Below are 15,663 nucleotides of genomic sequence, written 5' to 3'. Positions count from 1 at the left end.
GGCAATGTTGTTGTGGGATAGAGCGATGCTGTCGAGACGTTTCATCATAGAAACCATCAACGACCAGTTAAAAAATATCTCTCAAATAGAACACTCTAGACACCGCAGCGTGCATGGTTTTATGCTAAATATGATTGCCGGACTCATCGCCTATCAATTGAAAGACAATAAGCCACAACTGAACCTCACTAACGCAGAGTTTAATGCTATTACAGTTATGGCTTGTTAAACCGATCTCAGGTTAAGTAGGTTATTGATGGAACAGCAATAGCGTACAAACTAAGCCTCCTAGCTTAATAACTAGTGAGGCTTTTTTATTATCTCAATATGCACAATTAAAGGTGGACTATACTCTAGGCAGCGCCAATACCTAAGATTGCATATGATTCAAATGAGACAACTAAACTCTAGTTTGCAACACATTCTAAGCTTCCTAATTATCTGCTTGATAGGCCTCTCTCAGGAAGCTAATGCTGCTAAGGTTGTTGTTATCGAAAGCTACCATCATAGCTATCAATGGGACCAAGAATACTATCAAGCGATTTATGACACGCTCAGCCCTCACCACGATGTTAGTTATTTCGAGATGGATACCAAACGCTTACCCCAAGCGCAATTTGCTGAACGGGCTGACTTAGCATGGAAATATATTCAACAACAAGCACCTCAATTGGTTATTCTCGCCGATGATAATGCGGTTAATCTCTTACACCAGCGCCTAAATGACAGCCTAATCCCAGTAGTCTATTTAGGGGTGAACATGAATCCTAGAGAATATCATCTCAATGAACACAAACGCTTCACAGGCGTCATTGAGAGACCACTACTACGACGTTCTCTACTGCTCATTCAACGTTTACTACCGCAGACTGTACATAGAAAAATCTTAGTTCTATTCGACCAAGGAGTCACCTCTGACTCTGCGGCTGAATACATCAGTAAACAACACTCAAGCATGTTAGGCGATATCGAAGTTAATTTGGTGCAATTGTCACAGCTAACGGATTGGCAGCGGAATGTATTGACCGCGAAGGAACAAGGTTATAACGCTATAGTCGTGGCGCTATATCACACAGTTAGAGACGCAGATAATCGCTCAGTGGATGCAGATCAGCTCCTAAAATGGATATCTGAACATACTCCGGTACCGAATTTTGGGTTTTGGGGATTTAGTGTCTCTGCTGAAGGTAATATTGGTGGCTATGTTCTCGATGGCTATCATCATGGCAAGATTGCAGCGAATATGGCGACAAAAATACTCGGCGGCGAGAAACCCGAAAATATTTTCCCAGTAACAGATGATCTTGGAAAATACATGTTTAGCCAGAAAGGCTTAGCTAAATGGAATATCGTCCTCCCAAAAGAAATCGAGAAAACCACACTTTGGGTAAAATAGTAAAAAAGGCATAAAAAAGCCGGGCTAATGCCCGGCTTTTTAAAAGTGTAACCTTAATTACTCAGCAGCTTCAACATCAACAGCTTGAGCAGCTTCTGGGCGACCAACTAGCTCGATGTAAGCCATAGGGGCTTTATCACCAGCACGTAAACCGCACTTAAGGATACGGGTATAGCCACCAGGACGTTCCTGGTAACGTGGACCCAACTCAGTAAATAACTTACCAACGACTTCAGCGTCGCGAGTACGTGCAAACGCTAAACGACGGTTTGCAACGCTGTCACTCTTAGCAAGTGTTATCAGAGGCTCAACTACGCGACGCAGTTCTTTCGCTTTAGCCACAGTTGTCTTGATGATCTCATGACGAACTAGTGAACCGGCCATGTTGCGAAACATGGCTTGGCGATGACTGCTGTTACGGTTTAGTTGACGACCACTCTTACGATGGCGCATGACCTAATCCTTATAACCTAAATCTGTACAAACCTGAGACTTATAGGTCGTCTGCTAAACTAGCTGGAGGCCAGTTTTCCAAACGCATACCTAACGACAGTCCGCGAGAAGCTAAAACATCCTTAATTTCAGTAAGAGATTTCTTACCTAAGTTCGGGGTTTTCAGCAACTCAACTTCAGTGCGCTGTACCAGATCTCCGATGTAATGAATCGCTTCGGCTTTCAAGCAGTTAGCCGAACGTACAGTTAGCTCTAAATCGTCGACAGGACGCAGCAGAATCGGATCGAATTCCGGTTTCTCTTCTTTCAGCTCTGGCTCAGTCACGTCACGTAACTCTACAAACGCATCTAGCTGTTCAGCCAGAATAGTTGCAGAACGACGGATAGCTTCCTCAGGATCGATAGTACCGTTTGTGGTCATATCGATAACGAGTTTATCTAAGTCAGTACGCTGTTCTACACGTGCTGCTTCTACATTGTAGGCAATACGTGCAACTGGCGAGAAAGAAGCATCAACCAGCAAGCGGCCGATTGGGCGATCATCGTCTTCGGTCTGTGCACGAGCAGATGCTGGTACATAACCACGACCACGCTCAACGCGAATACGCATGCTGATATCATTGTTACCTGTCAGATGACAGATAATATGATCAGGATTCACGATAGTGACATCACCATCATGCGTGATATCTGCTGCGATGACAGGGCCTGCGCCGGACTTGCTCAACGTAAGCATAGCCTCGTCTTTACCCTCGATGGTCACTGCTAACCCTTTCAGGTTTAACAAGATCTCAAGGATATCTTCTTGAACGCCTTCCTTACTGCTGTATTCGTGCAGTACACCGTCAATCTCGACTTCGGTAACCGCGCAGCCGGGCATAGACGACAATAGGATGCGACGCAACGCGTTACCTAAAGTGTGGCCGAAACCACGCTCAAGTGGTTCCAATGTAACCTTGGCACGTGTTGAGTTAACCTGCTCGATATCAACGAGACGCGGTTTAAGAAATTCTGTAACAGAACCCTGCATTGTGTCCTCTCTTGTTTGTTAGCCTTACTTAGAGTAAAGCTCGACGATCAGCTGTTCGTTAATTTCCGCAGACAAATCGCTACGTTCTGGAACGCGCTTGAAAGCACCTTCCATTTTCGCGTTGTCGACTTCAACCCATGTAGGCTTCTCGCGTTGAGCTGCCACTTCTAAAGCCGCTTTAATACGAGCTTGAGTACGTGACTTCTCGCGGATGCTCACAACATCATTCGCAGACACTTTGAATGATGGAATGTTAACAACACGACCGTTAACCATAATAGATTTATGGCTTACTAGCTGACGTGATTCTGCACGAGTTGCACCGAAGCCCATACGATAAACAACGTTATCAAGACGGGTTTCTAAAAGCTGAAGCAGGTTTTCACCTGTGTTGCCTTTAGTACGTGCAGCATCTTTGTAATAGTTACGGAATTGTTTTTCTAACACACCGTAAATACGACGAACTTTTTGTTTTTCGCGTAACTGAGTACCGTACTCTGACAAACGTGGCTTACGAGCGCCATGTTGTCCAGGTGCAGTTTCCAGTTTACACTTTGAATCGATTGCTCTCACACCGCTTTTTAAGAAAAGGTCTGTACCTTCTCGGCGGCTGAGCTTGAGCTTGGGACCCAAGTATCTTGCCATGATCTTTCTCCAACTATCCTAATGAAACGGCGTTATACACGACGCTTTTTAGGAGGACGACAACCATTATGAGGGATCGGCGTCACATCGGTAATGTTGGTAATTTTATAACCAACAGCGTTCAGCGCACGAATGGCTGACTCACGACCTGGACCTGGACCCTTCACAAACACTTCAAGGTTTTTTAAACCGTAGTCTTGAGCAGCAGCACCTGCACGCTCAGCAGCCACCTGTGCAGCAAATGGAGTAGATTTACGTGAACCACGGAAACCTGAACCACCTGAAGTAGCCCATGACAACGCATTACCTTGACGATCTGTAATGGTGACAATAGTGTTGTTGAAAGAAGCATGGATATGAGCCATGCCATCTGCAACCTGTTTACGTACGCGCTTACGCGGAGAACGTGACGGAACTTTAGCCATTGCTTTACCTTCCCGTTACTTTCTAATAGGTTTACGTGGACCTTTACGCGTACGCGCATTGGTCTTAGTACGTTGCCCACGGAGAGGCAGGCTACGGCGATGGCGGAGACCACGATAACAACCAAGATCCATAAGACGCTTGATGTTCATTGAAATCTCACGACGTAAGTCACCTTCTACTAGGTATTTGGCGACTTCTTCGCGTAGTGTGTCTATTTGAGCTTCGCTCAATTCCTTGATCTTAGCAGTTTCAGCGATTGCTGTAGCCGCGCAGATTGCTCTAGCGCGAGTACGGCCGATGCCGAAAATTGCAGTCAATGCGATGACTGTATGCTTTTGATCAGGAATGTTAATGCCAGCGATACGGGCCACTATGCACTCCTTAAAGTTAAAGGCCAACTGCGAAAAGCCCGAAAGGATACTCGACAGTCGACAGATTTGCAAACAAAATTTTGTTCAGCCCAATTCATGGGCTGAACAAATTACTTTTTAGCCTTGACGCTGTTTGTGTTTTGGTTCAACACAGATAACGCGTACAACGCCACTACGCTTGACGATCTTGCAGTTACGGCAGATCTTCTTCACGGAAGCTCGAACTTTCATTTCATCACTCCGTAAAGCTACTTAGCGACCAAAGCGATCTAAATTCGCTTTGTTAACTAGGTTAGCTTTCTTCATCACAGACTCATACTGATGAGACATCATATGCGTCTGAACCTGAGCCATGAAGTCCATGATTACGACTACCATAATTAGTAGTGAAGTACCGCCGAAATAGAACTGTACTTTCCACGCAATTAACATGAACTCCGGAATTAAGCAGATAAAGGTTATGTATAACGCGCCTGCCAATGTCAAACGGGTCATAACTTTATCAATGTAACGCGAAGTCTGTTCTCCAGGACGGATCCCAGGGATGAATGCACCACTCTTCTTCAAGTTATCTGCTGTTTCACGCGGGTTAAACACCAACGCAGTATAGAAGAAACAGAAAAAGATAATCGCTGTTGCATATAATAATGAGTAAAGCGGTTGTCCAGGTGACACAGCCAGTGAAAAATCACTCAACCATGACATGGACTCATTTTGACCGAACCACTGAGCCAGTGTTCCAGGAAACAAAATGATGCTTGACGCAAAAATTGGCGGAATAACACCTGCCATGTTTATTTTCAGCGGTAGATGGGTACTTTGCGCAGCGAACACCTTACGGCCTTGCTGACGCTTAGCATAGTTAACGACGATACGACGCTGACCACGTTCCACAAACACTACAAAATAAGTCACTGCAAACACAATTACCGCGAGCAACAACAATACTAACACATTCAAGTCACCTTGACGCGCCTGCTCAGCCGTTTGGCCGATAGCGGAAGGTAATCCAGCAACAATACCTGCGAAAATCAAAATCGAGATACCATTACCTATACCACGTTCGGTAATTTGCTCACCTAGCCACATAAGGAACATAGTTCCTGTTACTAAGCTCACAACCGCAACAAAGTAGAATCCAAATCCAATGTTGACCACAAGGCCTGGCACTAAGTTTGGTAACCCGGTTGCAATACCGACCGACTGGAATGTACCCAGCACTAAGGTACCCCATCTGGTATATTGACTGATTTTCTTACGTCCTGATTCGCCTTCTTTTTTCAATTCAGCGAGTGCAGGATGTACTACAGTCAACAGTTGCATGATAATCGATGCCGAAATGTACGGCATAATACCTAATGCAAAGATAGAGGCACGCTCAAGGGCACCACCCGAGAACATGTTAAACATGCCAAGGATGGTTCCACTTTGCTGAGCAAACAGCTCTGCTAATACAGCTGCGTCAATACCAGGAATTGGCACAAACGAACCGGCTCTAAAGACGATAATCGCACCAATCACGAACAGGAGGCGAGCTTTCAATTCAGAAAGTCCACCTTTCGCGCTTTTTAAATCAAGTCCTGGTTTTGCCATCGACGTATTATTCCTCGATCTTACCGCCGGCAGCTTCAATAGCTGCACGTGCACCTTTGGTTACCTTCAGACCTTTAACAGTCACAGGGCGCTCAATGGTACCTGAAAGAACAATTTTCGCAAACTGGATGTTGCGAGTTATTACGTTCGCATCTTTCAGAGCGTTTAAGTCGATAACATCACCGTTAACTTTTGCCAGTTCGAGTACACGAACTTCAGCTGTTACCATAGCGCGACGCGAGGTAAAACCAAATTTAGGTAAACGGATTTTTAGTGGCATTTGACCACCTTCGAATCCTGGGCGTACACCGCCACCAGAGCGAGACTTTTGGCCTTTATGACCACGACCCGCTGTTTTACCTAGACCTGAGCCCATACCACGGCCTACACGCTTTGGTGCATGCTTAGAGCCTGCAGCTGGAGATAGAGTATTTAAACGCATCTATTAATCCTCCACCTTAACCATGTAGTAGACCTTGTTGATCATACCGCGAACAGAAGGAGTATCTTCTAATTCAACAGTGTGACCAATGCGACGCAAACCAAGACCCGTTAGGGTTGCACGGTGCTTCGGTAAACGACCGATACCGCTTTTAGTTTGAGTAACTTTTACAGTTTTAGTTGCCATGGTGCATTACCCCCGAATTTCGTCAACATTCAGGCCACGCTTAGCTGCGATTTGCGAAGGTGACTTCATGTGCACCAATGCATCGACAGTCGCGCGAACGATGTTGATCGGGTTAGTAGAACCGTATGCTTTTGACAGAACGTTATGCACGCCTGCTACTTCCAATACGGCACGCATTGCGCCACCGGCAATAATACCAGTACCTTGTGATGCAGGTTGCATGTACACAAGTGAACCAGTATGACGACCTTTAACTGGGTGATGCAGAGTACCTGCATTCAACTCAACGGTCACAATGTTACGACGAGCTTTTTCCATCGCTTTTTGAATCGCGGCTGGAACTTCACGTGCTTTGCCATAGCCATAGCCAATCTTACCGTTACCGTCACCCACTACTGTCAGTGCTGTGAAGCTAAAGATACGACCGCCCTTAACTACTTTAGAAACACGATTAACTGCAATTAATTTCTCTTGCAGATCGTCTTTTTGCTGAGCTTCTAATTTAGCCATTTTATAACCCCTTAGAACTTCAGGCCAGCTTCACGAGCTGCATCTGCTAAAGCAGCTACACGACCGTGATACTTGAAACCAGAACGATCGAACGCAACTGAAGTTACGCCTTTTTCGATCGCGCGCTCAGCAACAAATTTACCTACTGCTTTCGCTGCGTCTACGTTACCGGTACTCTTCAGTAGCTCTTTAACCGCTTTTTCTACGGTTGAAGCAGCTGCCAACACCTGAGCTTCAGGATTGATCACCTGAGCATAAATGTGACGCGGTGTACGATGTACAACCAGACGGTTCACGCCCAGCTCTTGGATCTTCTTACGAGCGCGAGTAGCGCGACGTAAGCGAGATGTTTTCTTATCCATATCGCGTTACCTACTTCTTCTTAGCCTCTTTACGGCGTACTACTTCGTCGTCATAGCGAACACCTTTGCCTTTGTATGGCTCTGGTGGACGGTATCCGCGAATCTCAGCAGCGACTTGGCCAATTAACTGTTTATCAACGCCACGTAGGACGATGTCAGTTTGGCTAGGGCACTCTGCAGTAACGCCTGCGGGCAGTTTGTGTACTAACGGATGAGAGAAACCTAAAGTAAGGTCAATATCAGCACCGACGAGTTTCGCACGGTAACCAACGCCAACTAACTTTAACTTACGCTCAAAACCTTGAGATACACCAACAACCATGTTGTTTACTAATGCACGAGTTGTACCAGCCTGTGCCCAAGCGTTAACAACGCCTTCAACAGGGAGGAACTTAACTACGCCGGCTTCAATAACAACATTGACCGCATTGTTGATCACTCGAGTCAGACTACCTTTTCCGCCTTTGACGGTAAGGGTCTGTTCGTTCAAGGTCACCTCTACGCCAGCTGGAATAGATACTGGTGCTTTTGCTACACGAGACATTCCTAGCTCCTTAAGCTACGTAGCAGATAACCTCGCCACCCATGCCTGCAAGGCGGGCGGCACGATCAGTCATCAAGCCTTTAGAAGTGGACACAATTGCGACACCCAGACCGCCCATCACCTTTGGAAGTTCGTTTTTACCTTTGTAAATACGAAGACCAGGGCGACTTACACGCTGGATAGTCTCAACGACTGGTTGGCCTTGGAAATACTTTAAAGTAACTTCCAGTTCAGGCTTGGCTTCATCTGCTACGGCGTAATCAGCAATATAACCTTCATCTTTAAGTAGTTTCGCAATTGCGACTTTCAACTTAGCTGAAGGCATCTTCACTGATACGTGGTTAGCAGCTTGGCCGTTACGAATACGGGTTAACATATCCGCAATAGGATCTTGCATGCTCATATTAGCTTACTCCGTGACAAGTGCTTACCAGCTGGCCTTACGCAGGCCAGGAACTTCACCACGCATGGTTGCTTCACGTAATTTGATACGGCTTAAGCCGAATTTACGTAAGAAGCCATGAGGGCGACCAGTTTGATTACAACGATTGCGTTGACGCGCAGCGCTGGAATCACGTGGTAGAGCTTGCAGCTTAAGAACCGCATCCCAACGATCTTCGTCAGAAGAAGCTGGACTTGCAATGATAGTCTTAAGAGCCGCACGCTTTTCAGCGTACTTGGCCACGAGCTGTGCACGTTTAGCTTCACGTGCTTTCATTGATGTTTTTGCCATTACGCTACCCTTATTTCTTGAATGGGAAGTTAAAAGCGTCTAACAAAGCACGACCTTCTTCATCATTCTTCGCAGTAGTAGTGATAACAATATCCATACCACGAATCTTATCGATTTTATCGTAATCGATTTCTGGGAAGATGATCTGCTCACGCACGCCCATTGCGTAGTTACCACGGCCGTCAAACGCTTTAGCGCTTAAGCCACGGAAGTCACGAATACGTGGGATTGCGATATCGACTAAACGCTCTAAGAATTCCCACATACGCTCACCGCGTAGGGTCACTTTACAGCCAATAGGGTAGCCTTCACGGATTTTAAAACCAGCAACTGACTTACGAGCTACAGTCACTACTGGCTTTTGACCAGCGATTGCAGTCATATCACGGACAGCATGGTCCATGATTTTCTTGTCTGCAACTGCTTCGCCAACACCCATGTTCAGGGTGATTTTCTCAATCCGAGGGACTTGCATGACACTGGTATAACCGAACTTTTTAGCAAGTTCAGCGACAACAGTCTCTTGGTATTTATCATGCAGTTTCGCCATCGTTTACTCCAATTACTTAACGAGTTCACTGTTCGATTTGAAGAAACGAACTTTTTTGCCGTCTTCAAAGCGGAAACCAACGCGATCAGCTTTGCCAGTGGCAGAGTTGAAAATCGCTACATTTGATGCTTGTATCGGTGCTTCTTTCTCAACAATACCGCCAGCTACGCCCAATTGTGGGTTTGGCTTTTGGTGTTTTTTGACAAGATTGATGCCTTCAACAATCAATTTACCAGTAGGAAGGACTTGAGAAACTTTTGCACGTTTACCCTTGTCTTTACCTGCTAATACAATCACTTCGTCTTCACGACGTATTTTAGCTGCCATTTTGAAGCTCCTTACAGTACTTCTGGTGCCAGCGAGACAATTTTCATAAATTGCTCATTACGCAATTCACGTGTCACTGGTCCAAAGATACGAGTACCAATCGGCTGCAGGTTGTTGTTCAAAAGAACAGCTGCATTCCGATCGAAGCGAATGACAGAACCGTCTGGACGACGTACGCCTTTCTTAGTACGGACTACCACCGCGTTATACACATCGCCTTTCTTCGCTTTAGCGCGAGGAATCGCTTCTTTAACAGAAACTTTGATGATGTCGCCGATACCGGCATAACGACGATGAGAGCCACCCAAGACCTTAATACACTGAACTCTGCGTGCGCCGCTGTTACAAGCAACGTCAAGAGTCGATTGCATTTGGATCATTTTAAGTGCTCCGCTATCGTTACTACACAATTCCCACTATGGGACAATAAAAACACTCATTTTTGCTATTAATTTAGTCAAAAATGGCGCGCAAATATAACACCATAAAAGTGGAATGTATAGTATTAAAAAACAAACGGCCCCACATTCTGGAGCCGTTTACCTAAATACCTAATTAACTTAGGCCTTTGATACTACTTCAACCAGGGTCCAAGACTTAGTCTTAGACAAAGGACGACATTCGCGAATCGCTACTAAATCGCCTTCATTGCACTGATTCGTTTCGTCATGTGCATGGATCTTTGTCGTACGCTTAATGTATTTCCCATAAATTGGGTGTTTCACTTGGCGTTCGATAGCAACAGTAATGGACTTGTCCATTTTGTTGCTAGTTACACGACCCTGCAAAGTACGGATTTTATCAGACATTATGCACCCGCCTTAGAAGTAATAATGGTCTTAACGCGCGCAATATTACGGCGCACCAATTTCAGTTGATTAGTCTGAGTCAACTGACCAGTGGCGTGTTGCATACGCAGGTTGAACTGCTCACGCAGCAGACCAAGTAGTTCAGCGTTCAGTTCTTCAACGCTCTTTTCTCTCAGTTCGCTCGCTTTCATTACATCACCGTCTTAGTTACGAAGGTAGTCTTAATTGGAAGCTTGGCAGCAGCCAAAGCAAACGCTTCACGAGCGATCACTTCAGAAACACCATTCATCTCATAAAGAACCTTACCAGGTTGAATCTGACATACCCAGTATTCAACGTTACCTTTACCTTTACCCATACGCACTTCAAGAGGCTTAGAGGTAATCGGCTTGTCCGGGAAAACTCGAATCCAAATTTGTCCCTGACGCTTAATGTGACGTGTCATGGCACGACGTGCAGATTCGATCTGACGTGCAGTTAAACGGCCACGGCCGACTGCTTTCAGACCAAAAGTACCAAAGCTAACTTCGGTACCGTTCGCTAGACCGCGGTTGCGGCCTTTGAACATCTTGCGAAACTTCATACGTTTAGGTTGCAGCATTGCCGGCTCTCCTATTTACCACGAGGCTTGCGCTTAGGTTGCTGCTGCTTCGGCTCTTCAATCTGTGGCAGCATTCCGTCTAGAACTTCACCTTTGAAGATCCAAACTTTAACGCCAATCACACCGTATTGGGTGTGACTTTCAGATGTAGAATAGTCGATGTCAGCACGCAAAGTATGTAAAGGTACACGACCTTCACGATACCACTCATCGCGCGCAATCTCAGCTCCGCCTAAACGGCCACTAACTTGTACTTTGATACCTTGAGCACCAATACGCATTGCGTTTTGAACTGCGCGCTTCATAGCACGACGGAACATTACGCGACGCTCTAATTGCTGTGCAATTGAGTCAGCAACTAACTTGGCATCTAGCTCAGGTTTACGGATCTCAGCGATGTTAATTTGAGCAGGAGTGCCAGCAAGTTTTGACACTGCAGCACGCAATACTTCAACGTCTTCACCTTTCTTACCGATCACAACACCTGGACGGGCAGTGTGAATGGTAACGCGGATGCTTTTCGCTGGACGCTCGATAACAATCTTAGATACTGAAGCAGCTTGTAATTTCTCTACAAGAAACTTACGCACTTCCCAGTCGCTGTTCAGGTTACTTGCGTAATCTGATTTATCTGCGTACCAGGTAGAGATCCAAGGCTTGGTGATACCCAGACGGATACCATTAGGATGTACTTTCTGTCCCATTGCTCTCTCCTAGCGATCTGATACAACCACAGTAATGTGGCTGGTACGCTTCATGATACGATCAGCGCGGCCTTTAGCACGTGGCATGATACGCTTCATAGTTGGGCCTTCATCTACGAAGACGGCTCCGACTTTAAGCTCATCAATATCCGCGCCTTCGTTGTGTTCGGCGTTTGCGATAGCTGAGTCAAGTACTTTTTTAACCAGTACGGCGGCTTTCTTGGGGCTGAAAGTCAAAATCTCGAGGGCCTTAGCAACAGGCAATCCACGAATTTGATCAGCAACCAGACGGGCCTTCTGCGCAGACGTACGGGCAAAACGATGTTTAGCTAAAACTTCCATCTTATTCCTCCCGTATTAACGCTTCTTCGCTTTCTTATCTGCAGCATGGCCGCGATAAGTGCGAGTTGGTGAAAATTCACCAAGTTTGTGGCCGATCATTTCGTCAGTTACGAACACAGGAACGTGCTGACGACCATTATGGACAGCGATGGTCAAACCAATCATATTTGGAATGATCATAGAGCGACGTGACCAAGTCTTAATAGGCTTTTTGTCACCGGCTTCCATCGCTTTCTCTACCTTCTTCAGCAAGTGCAGGTCAATGAAGGGACCTTTCTTGAGAGAACGTGGCATGGCGAATCCTCTTACTATTTATTACGACGACGTACGATGTACTTGTCAGTGCGCTTGTTACTACGAGTTTTATAACCCTTAGTTGGCACACCCCATGGAGTCACTGGGTGACGACCACCAGAAGTACGGCCTTCACCACCACCGTGTGGATGGTCTACTGGGTTCATTGCAACACCACGCACTGTAGGACGTATGCCTCTCCAGCGCTTAGCACCTGCTTTACCTAACTGGCGTAGCATGTGTTCGGCATTACCAACTTCACCAAATGTCGCGCGGCAATCAACTGGCACTTTACGCATTTCGCCAGAGCGAAGACGTAGAGTGGCATATGCGCCATCACGAGCAACAACTTGTACATAAGCACCTGCAGAACGAGCGATCTGAGCACCTTTACCAGGCTTCATTTCAACTGCGTGAACTACAGAACCTACTGGGATGTTGCGCAGTGGCATAGCGTTACCGGTTTTGATCTCGGCAGCAACACCAGACTGGATCTTATCGCCAGCTTGCATGCCTTTGGCAGCAAGAATATAACGACGCTCACCATCCGCATACAATACTAACGCGATGTTAGCAGTACGGTTTGGATCATATTCCAGACGCTCAATCTTTGCAGGGATGCCATCTTTATCGCGTTTGAAGTCGATTAGACGATAATGCTGCTTATGACCACCACCTACGTGACGGACAGTGATACGGCCAGTATTGTTACGGCCACCACTTTTAGATTTTTTCGCCAACAGGCCAGCAAAAGGTTTACCCTTGTGCAGGTCAGTGTTCACCACTTTAACTACGTGGCGACGACCTGGAGAGGTTGGCTTACACTTAATAACTGCCATGATAATTCTCCTTTGCTTACTCAGCGCCGCCGACGAAATCGATGTCAGCACCAGCAGCTAGAGTCACATAGGCTTTTTTCCAATCGCTACGACGACCAGTACGGCCACCAGTGCGTTTAGTTTTGCCTTTGCTCACTAAAGTGCGAACTGAATCAACTTCAACTTCAAATAGCTTAGCAACAGCAGCTTTAATTTCAGCTTTAGTTGCATCGATAGCTACGCGGAAAACAACAGTGTTGTGCTTCTCAGCGTTCACAGTGCTCTTTTCAGAGATATGTGGAGCGAGAATAACTTTTAGCAAACGTTCTTCGCGGATCATCATGCTAGCATCTCCTCGATTTGCTTCACTGCGTCAGCAGTCACAAGCACAGTGTTGAAGGCGATCAGACTCACTGGGTCTAGACCCGCTACATCACGAACGTCAACCTTGTACAGGTTACGAGCTGCTAAGAATAAGTTCTCATCAACTTCTGCAGTCACAATCAGAACGTCTTCAAGGTTCATTGCTTTCAATTTAGCTTTCAGCTCTTTAGTTTTAGGAGCTTCAACACCGAAAGATTCAACAATAACCAAACGCTCTTGACGTACCAATTCAGACAGAATGCTTCTCAGCGCGCCGCGGTACATCTTTTTGTTAACTTTTTGGCTGTGATCTTGGGTTTTAGCAGCGAATGTTACGCCACCGCCACGCCAGATTGGGCCTTTAACAGAACCAGCACGAGCACGGCCAGTTCCTTTTTGGCGCCAAGGCTTTTTGCCTGAGCCAGTTACTTCCGCACGAGTCTTTTGAGCACGAGTGCCCTGACGCGCGTTTGCAGCGTATGCTACAACTACCTGATGAACCAGTGCCTCGTTAAAGTCACGGCCGAAGGTAGTTTCGGAAACTTCAAGAGCGCTTTGCGCGTCTTTCAATACCAATTCCATTACTATCTCCTCAGACCTTAAGCTTTAACGGCAGGCTTGATAATCAAGTCGCCATTGGTAGCGCCAGGAACAGCGCCACGGACTAGTAGCAGGTTACGCTCAACATCTACACGAACAACAACTAGATTTTGAGTAGTAACACGCTCGGCACCCATATGGCCTGACATTTTTTTGCCTTTGAATACGCGACCAGGCGTTTGGTTCTGACCGATAGAACCATTCGAGCGGTGCGACAAAGAGTTACCGTGAGTCATATCTTGAGTACGGAAGTTCCAACGCTTAACGCCGCCTTGGAAGCCTTTACCTTTTGATTGACCAGTAACATCAACTTTCGCTACGTCTGCGAAAATATCAACATTTAGCTCAGCACCAACTTCAATGCCCTCGCCTTCACCGTCTACCAAACGCATTTCCCACAAACCACGACCGGCTTCAACGCCGCTCTTGGCAAAGTGACCTGCTTCTGGTTTAGTGATGCGATTGGCTTTTTTGGTGCCAGTTGTAACTTGAAGTGCACGGTAGCCGTCAGTTTCTAAAGTTTTCACTTGAGTAACACGGTTGCCTGCAACTTCAATTACAGTAACTGGTATTGAAACACCATCTTCAGTGAAGATGCGAGTCATACCAACTTTACGACCAATAAGACCGATAGCCATCTCTCAAACCTCTTCTTACTAGGATCTCAATTAACCCAAGCTAATCTGTACGTCGACACCAGCCGCAAGATCTAAACGCATTAACGCGTCAACAGTCTTTTCAGTTGGCTCTACGATGTCAACCAGGCGCTTGTGTGTACGTAATTCGTACTGGTCACGAGCATCTTTATTAACGTGCGGAGAGATCAAAATGGTATAACGCTCTTTGCGAGTAGGTAGTGGAATTGGACCACGAACCTGCGCGCCTGTACGCTTAGCAGTTTCAACGATTTCCGCTGTAGACTGATCAATTAAGCGATGATCAAATCCCTTTAAGCGGATACGGATTCTTTGGTTCTGCATTGACCAGAGCTCCTAAAATGGACATATAAAAAATCACCCTCTAGCTTCTTCTAAATAGAAAAGCAGAGCGAGATGATTTAACCGTTCGACTCCCAATCGGAGCCGCTATGATAATGATTAACTTAAGCGACTAATCATTTAATTCGTTAACCTAGGTCGACGAGGGGGCCATTATACCTATCTAAATTCGGATATCAAGCCCGCTGTGTAAATAGTCATCAAATAACTATTTAACTTCAGAGTGGCGAGCATTTTACACAAATTTGTAAATAAAACCAGCCCTCAAATAAAAAAGGAAGCCGAAGCTTCCTTTTCAAACTAATCTCTATCGCAATTAAGCGATGATTTTAGCTACTACACCAGCACCAACTGTACGACCACCTTCACGGATTGCGAAGCGTAAACCTTCGTCCATCGCGATTGGGCAAATCAGAGTCACTACCATTTTGATGTTGTCGCCAGGCATTACCATCTCTACGCCTTCTGGCAGTTCGATAGTACCGGTTACGTCAGTTGTACGGAAGTAGAACTGTGGACGGTAGCCTTTGAAGAATGGAGTGTGACGTCCGCCTTCTTCTTTCTTT

General features: G+C 46.1%; 30 protein-coding genes and 1 pseudogene. 2 read left to right on the top strand and 29 right to left on the bottom strand.

Annotated elements, in window-relative coordinates; all coding sequences use genetic code 11:
• Positions 1 to 229 (top strand): transposase (locus L5M28_RS23220; protein WP_263196414.1); only part of this gene is annotated, 229 nt, incomplete at its 5' end.
• Positions 230 to 391: 162 nt separating this feature from the next.
• Positions 392 to 1,396, top strand: a complete 1,005-nt coding sequence (locus L5M28_RS23215; RefSeq protein WP_251073512.1) for an ABC transporter substrate-binding protein — start codon at positions 392 to 394, stop codon at positions 1,394 to 1,396.
• Between the two features lie 57 nt (positions 1,397 to 1,453).
• On the opposite strand, the gene rplQ is transcribed toward L5M28_RS23215, so the two are convergent.
• The 29 genes and pseudogenes from rplQ to tuf form a co-directional block, all read right to left on the bottom strand.
• Positions 1,454 to 1,849, bottom strand: a complete 396-nt coding sequence (rplQ, locus tag L5M28_RS23210; protein WP_006083573.1) for a 50S ribosomal protein L17 — start codon at positions 1,847 to 1,849, stop codon at positions 1,454 to 1,456.
• 40 nt (positions 1,850 to 1,889) lie between these two features.
• A complete protein-coding gene (locus L5M28_RS23205) occupies positions 1,890 to 2,879 on the bottom strand; it encodes a DNA-directed RNA polymerase subunit alpha (RefSeq protein WP_006083574.1) in 990 nt (329 codons plus the stop codon).
• A gap of 24 nt (positions 2,880 to 2,903) precedes the next feature.
• On the bottom strand, positions 2,904 to 3,524 hold the full coding sequence (gene rpsD / locus L5M28_RS23200) for a 30S ribosomal protein S4 (RefSeq protein ID WP_006083575.1): 621 nt from the start codon (positions 3,522 to 3,524) through the stop codon (positions 2,904 to 2,906).
• 32 nt (positions 3,525 to 3,556) lie between these two features.
• Positions 3,557 to 3,949: a 30S ribosomal protein S11 gene (rpsK, locus tag L5M28_RS23195; RefSeq protein WP_006083577.1), complete on the bottom strand. Its 393-nt coding sequence runs from the start codon at positions 3,947 to 3,949 to the stop codon at positions 3,557 to 3,559.
• 15 nt (positions 3,950 to 3,964) lie between these two features.
• Positions 3,965 to 4,321: a 30S ribosomal protein S13 gene (rpsM, locus tag L5M28_RS23190; RefSeq protein WP_011787581.1), complete on the bottom strand. Its 357-nt coding sequence runs from the start codon at positions 4,319 to 4,321 to the stop codon at positions 3,965 to 3,967.
• Positions 4,322 to 4,438: 117 nt separating this feature from the next.
• Complete coding sequence (gene rpmJ, locus L5M28_RS23185) at positions 4,439 to 4,552, bottom strand: 50S ribosomal protein L36 (protein ID WP_006083579.1); 114 nt, start codon at positions 4,550 to 4,552, stop codon at positions 4,439 to 4,441.
• Between the two features lie 21 nt (positions 4,553 to 4,573).
• Positions 4,574 to 5,914, bottom strand: coding sequence for a preprotein translocase subunit SecY (gene secY, locus L5M28_RS23180; protein WP_007644459.1), 1,341 nt, complete (start codon positions 5,912 to 5,914; stop codon positions 4,574 to 4,576).
• A gap of 7 nt (positions 5,915 to 5,921) precedes the next feature.
• Positions 5,922 to 6,356 (bottom strand): 50S ribosomal protein L15, encoded by a 435-nt coding sequence (rplO, locus tag L5M28_RS23175; RefSeq protein WP_006083581.1) that lies wholly within the window; start codon positions 6,354 to 6,356, stop codon positions 5,922 to 5,924.
• A gap of 3 nt (positions 6,357 to 6,359) precedes the next feature.
• Positions 6,360 to 6,542: a 50S ribosomal protein L30 gene (rpmD, locus tag L5M28_RS23170; protein ID WP_006083582.1), complete on the bottom strand. Its 183-nt coding sequence runs from the start codon at positions 6,540 to 6,542 to the stop codon at positions 6,360 to 6,362.
• Between the two features lie 6 nt (positions 6,543 to 6,548).
• The gene (gene rpsE, locus L5M28_RS23165; RefSeq protein WP_006083583.1) at positions 6,549 to 7,052 is read right to left on the bottom strand and encodes a 30S ribosomal protein S5; all 504 of its coding nucleotides are present in this window, start codon (positions 7,050 to 7,052) and stop codon (positions 6,549 to 6,551) included.
• 11 nt (positions 7,053 to 7,063) lie between these two features.
• Entirely contained in the window at positions 7,064 to 7,414 is a 351-nt protein-coding gene (gene rplR, locus L5M28_RS23160; protein WP_006083584.1) for a 50S ribosomal protein L18, read from the bottom strand.
• Between the two features lie 10 nt (positions 7,415 to 7,424).
• Entirely contained in the window at positions 7,425 to 7,958 is a 534-nt protein-coding gene (gene rplF, locus L5M28_RS23155; protein ID WP_105251036.1) for a 50S ribosomal protein L6, read from the bottom strand.
• A gap of 10 nt (positions 7,959 to 7,968) precedes the next feature.
• Positions 7,969 to 8,361: a 30S ribosomal protein S8 gene (rpsH, locus tag L5M28_RS23150; RefSeq protein ID WP_006083586.1), complete on the bottom strand. Its 393-nt coding sequence runs from the start codon at positions 8,359 to 8,361 to the stop codon at positions 7,969 to 7,971.
• Positions 8,362 to 8,385: 24 nt separating this feature from the next.
• A complete protein-coding gene (rpsN, locus tag L5M28_RS23145) occupies positions 8,386 to 8,691 on the bottom strand; it encodes a 30S ribosomal protein S14 (RefSeq protein ID WP_006083587.1) in 306 nt (101 codons plus the stop codon).
• 10 nt (positions 8,692 to 8,701) lie between these two features.
• Positions 8,702 to 9,241, bottom strand: a complete 540-nt coding sequence (gene rplE / locus L5M28_RS23140) for a 50S ribosomal protein L5 (RefSeq protein WP_006083588.1) — start codon at positions 9,239 to 9,241, stop codon at positions 8,702 to 8,704.
• A 12-nt stretch (positions 9,242 to 9,253) separates the two neighbouring features.
• Positions 9,254 to 9,568, bottom strand: a complete 315-nt coding sequence (gene rplX / locus L5M28_RS23135) for a 50S ribosomal protein L24 (RefSeq protein WP_006083589.1) — start codon at positions 9,566 to 9,568, stop codon at positions 9,254 to 9,256.
• A gap of 11 nt (positions 9,569 to 9,579) precedes the next feature.
• The gene (rplN, locus tag L5M28_RS23130) at positions 9,580 to 9,948 is read right to left on the bottom strand and encodes a 50S ribosomal protein L14 (protein WP_006083590.1); all 369 of its coding nucleotides are present in this window, start codon (positions 9,946 to 9,948) and stop codon (positions 9,580 to 9,582) included.
• A gap of 180 nt (positions 9,949 to 10,128) precedes the next feature.
• Positions 10,129 to 10,377 (bottom strand): 30S ribosomal protein S17, encoded by a 249-nt coding sequence (gene rpsQ / locus L5M28_RS23125; protein ID WP_006083591.1) that lies wholly within the window; start codon positions 10,375 to 10,377, stop codon positions 10,129 to 10,131.
• Positions 10,377 to 10,568 (bottom strand): 50S ribosomal protein L29, encoded by a 192-nt coding sequence (gene rpmC / locus L5M28_RS23120; RefSeq protein WP_006083592.1) that lies wholly within the window; start codon positions 10,566 to 10,568, stop codon positions 10,377 to 10,379. The genes rpsQ and rpmC overlap by 1 nt, the downstream gene beginning before the upstream one ends.
• Complete coding sequence (rplP, locus tag L5M28_RS23115) at positions 10,568 to 10,978, bottom strand: 50S ribosomal protein L16 (protein WP_006083593.1); 411 nt, start codon at positions 10,976 to 10,978, stop codon at positions 10,568 to 10,570. Before rplP ends, rpmC begins: the two co-directional genes overlap by 1 nt.
• Positions 10,979 to 10,989: 11 nt before the next feature.
• Entirely contained in the window at positions 10,990 to 11,682 is a 693-nt protein-coding gene (gene rpsC / locus L5M28_RS23110) for a 30S ribosomal protein S3 (protein ID WP_006083594.1), read from the bottom strand.
• A gap of 9 nt (positions 11,683 to 11,691) precedes the next feature.
• Complete coding sequence (gene rplV, locus L5M28_RS23105) at positions 11,692 to 12,024, bottom strand: 50S ribosomal protein L22 (protein ID WP_006083595.1); 333 nt, start codon at positions 12,022 to 12,024, stop codon at positions 11,692 to 11,694.
• A 15-nt stretch (positions 12,025 to 12,039) separates the two neighbouring features.
• A complete protein-coding gene (rpsS, locus tag L5M28_RS23100; RefSeq protein ID WP_006083596.1) occupies positions 12,040 to 12,318 on the bottom strand; it encodes a 30S ribosomal protein S19 in 279 nt (92 codons plus the stop codon).
• Between the two features lie 14 nt (positions 12,319 to 12,332).
• A complete protein-coding gene (gene rplB, locus L5M28_RS23095; protein WP_006083597.1) occupies positions 12,333 to 13,157 on the bottom strand; it encodes a 50S ribosomal protein L2 in 825 nt (274 codons plus the stop codon).
• A 16-nt stretch (positions 13,158 to 13,173) separates the two neighbouring features.
• The gene (gene rplW / locus L5M28_RS23090) at positions 13,174 to 13,476 is read right to left on the bottom strand and encodes a 50S ribosomal protein L23 (RefSeq protein WP_025008843.1); all 303 of its coding nucleotides are present in this window, start codon (positions 13,474 to 13,476) and stop codon (positions 13,174 to 13,176) included.
• Positions 13,476 to 14,081 carry a 50S ribosomal protein L4 gene (rplD, locus tag L5M28_RS23085; protein ID WP_113941598.1) on the bottom strand — a complete coding sequence of 202 codons (606 nt, stop codon included), beginning with the start codon at positions 14,079 to 14,081 and terminating at the stop codon, positions 13,476 to 13,478. The genes rplW and rplD overlap by 1 nt, the downstream gene beginning before the upstream one ends.
• Before the next feature lie 17 nt (positions 14,082 to 14,098).
• Complete coding sequence (rplC, locus tag L5M28_RS23080) at positions 14,099 to 14,737, bottom strand: 50S ribosomal protein L3 (RefSeq protein ID WP_006083600.1); 639 nt, start codon at positions 14,735 to 14,737, stop codon at positions 14,099 to 14,101.
• Between the two features lie 30 nt (positions 14,738 to 14,767).
• Entirely contained in the window at positions 14,768 to 15,079 is a 312-nt protein-coding gene (gene rpsJ, locus L5M28_RS23075; RefSeq protein ID WP_006083601.1) for a 30S ribosomal protein S10, read from the bottom strand.
• A 334-nt stretch (positions 15,080 to 15,413) separates the two neighbouring features.
• Positions 15,414 to 15,663: pseudogene (gene tuf / locus L5M28_RS23070) on the bottom strand (elongation factor Tu); the annotation flags it as partial.

This window comes from Shewanella sp. SW32, assembly GCF_025653365.1.
Classification (GTDB): Bacteria; Pseudomonadota; Gammaproteobacteria; order Enterobacterales; family Shewanellaceae; genus Shewanella; species Shewanella oncorhynchi.
This window is presented reverse-complemented; position numbering and strand designations above follow the sequence as displayed.

Coding starts and splice junctions, on each gene's coding strand:
- L5M28_RS23205 (WP_006083574.1), bottom strand. CDS start 2,879: ATGCAGGGTTCTGTTACAGAATTTCTTAAACCGCGTCTCGTTGATATC.
- secY (WP_007644459.1), bottom strand. CDS start 5,914: ATGGCAAAACCAGGACTTGATTTAAAAAGCGCGAAAGGTGGACTTTCT.
- rpsJ (WP_006083601.1), bottom strand. CDS start 15,079: ATGCAGAACCAAAGAATCCGTATCCGCTTAAAGGGATTTGATCATCGC.
- rplF (WP_105251036.1), bottom strand. CDS start 7,958: ATGTCTCGTGTAGCAAAAGCACCAGTATCTATTCCAGCTGGCGTAGAG.
- rpsK (WP_006083577.1), bottom strand. CDS start 3,949: ATGGCTAAAGTTCCGTCACGTTCTCCGCGTAAGCGCGTACGTAAACAG.
- rpsH (WP_006083586.1), bottom strand. CDS start 8,361: ATGAGCATGCAAGATCCTATTGCGGATATGTTAACCCGTATTCGTAAC.
- rplE (WP_006083588.1), bottom strand. CDS start 9,241: ATGGCGAAACTGCATGATAAATACCAAGAGACTGTTGTCGCTGAACTT.
- rpsN (WP_006083587.1), bottom strand. CDS start 8,691: ATGGCAAAAACATCAATGAAAGCACGTGAAGCTAAACGTGCACAGCTC.
- rpmJ (WP_006083579.1), bottom strand. CDS start 4,552: ATGAAAGTTCGAGCTTCCGTGAAGAAGATCTGCCGTAACTGCAAGATC.
- rplC (WP_006083600.1), bottom strand. CDS start 14,737: ATGGCTATCGGTCTTATTGGTCGTAAAGTTGGTATGACTCGCATCTTC.
- rplO (WP_006083581.1), bottom strand. CDS start 6,356: ATGCGTTTAAATACTCTATCTCCAGCTGCAGGCTCTAAGCATGCACCA.
- rplW (WP_025008843.1), bottom strand. CDS start 13,476: ATGATCCGCGAAGAACGTTTGCTAAAAGTTATTCTCGCTCCACATATC.
- rpsQ (WP_006083591.1), bottom strand. CDS start 10,377: ATGTCTGATAAAATCCGTACTTTGCAGGGTCGTGTAACTAGCAACAAA.
- rplX (WP_006083589.1), bottom strand. CDS start 9,568: ATGGCAGCTAAAATACGTCGTGAAGACGAAGTGATTGTATTAGCAGGT.
- rplN (WP_006083590.1), bottom strand. CDS start 9,948: ATGATCCAAATGCAATCGACTCTTGACGTTGCTTGTAACAGCGGCGCA.
- rpsS (WP_006083596.1), bottom strand. CDS start 12,318: ATGCCACGTTCTCTCAAGAAAGGTCCCTTCATTGACCTGCACTTGCTG.
- rpsD (WP_006083575.1), bottom strand. CDS start 3,524: ATGGCAAGATACTTGGGTCCCAAGCTCAAGCTCAGCCGCCGAGAAGGT.
- rplP (WP_006083593.1), bottom strand. CDS start 10,978: ATGCTGCAACCTAAACGTATGAAGTTTCGCAAGATGTTCAAAGGCCGC.
- rpsE (WP_006083583.1), bottom strand. CDS start 7,052: ATGGCTAAATTAGAAGCTCAGCAAAAAGACGATCTGCAAGAGAAATTA.
- L5M28_RS23215 (WP_251073512.1), top strand. CDS start 392: ATGAGACAACTAAACTCTAGTTTGCAACACATTCTAAGCTTCCTAATT.
- rplQ (WP_006083573.1), bottom strand. CDS start 1,849: ATGCGCCATCGTAAGAGTGGTCGTCAACTAAACCGTAACAGCAGTCAT.
- rplB (WP_006083597.1), bottom strand. CDS start 13,157: ATGGCAGTTATTAAGTGTAAGCCAACCTCTCCAGGTCGTCGCCACGTA.
- rplD (WP_113941598.1), bottom strand. CDS start 14,081: ATGGAATTGGTATTGAAAGACGCGCAAAGCGCTCTTGAAGTTTCCGAA.
- rpmC (WP_006083592.1), bottom strand. CDS start 10,568: ATGAAAGCGAGCGAACTGAGAGAAAAGAGCGTTGAAGAACTGAACGCT.
- rpsC (WP_006083594.1), bottom strand. CDS start 11,682: ATGGGACAGAAAGTACATCCTAATGGTATCCGTCTGGGTATCACCAAG.
- rpmD (WP_006083582.1), bottom strand. CDS start 6,542: ATGGCAACTAAAACTGTAAAAGTTACTCAAACTAAAAGCGGTATCGGT.
- rplR (WP_006083584.1), bottom strand. CDS start 7,414: ATGGATAAGAAAACATCTCGCTTACGTCGCGCTACTCGCGCTCGTAAG.
- rplV (WP_006083595.1), bottom strand. CDS start 12,024: ATGGAAGTTTTAGCTAAACATCGTTTTGCCCGTACGTCTGCGCAGAAG.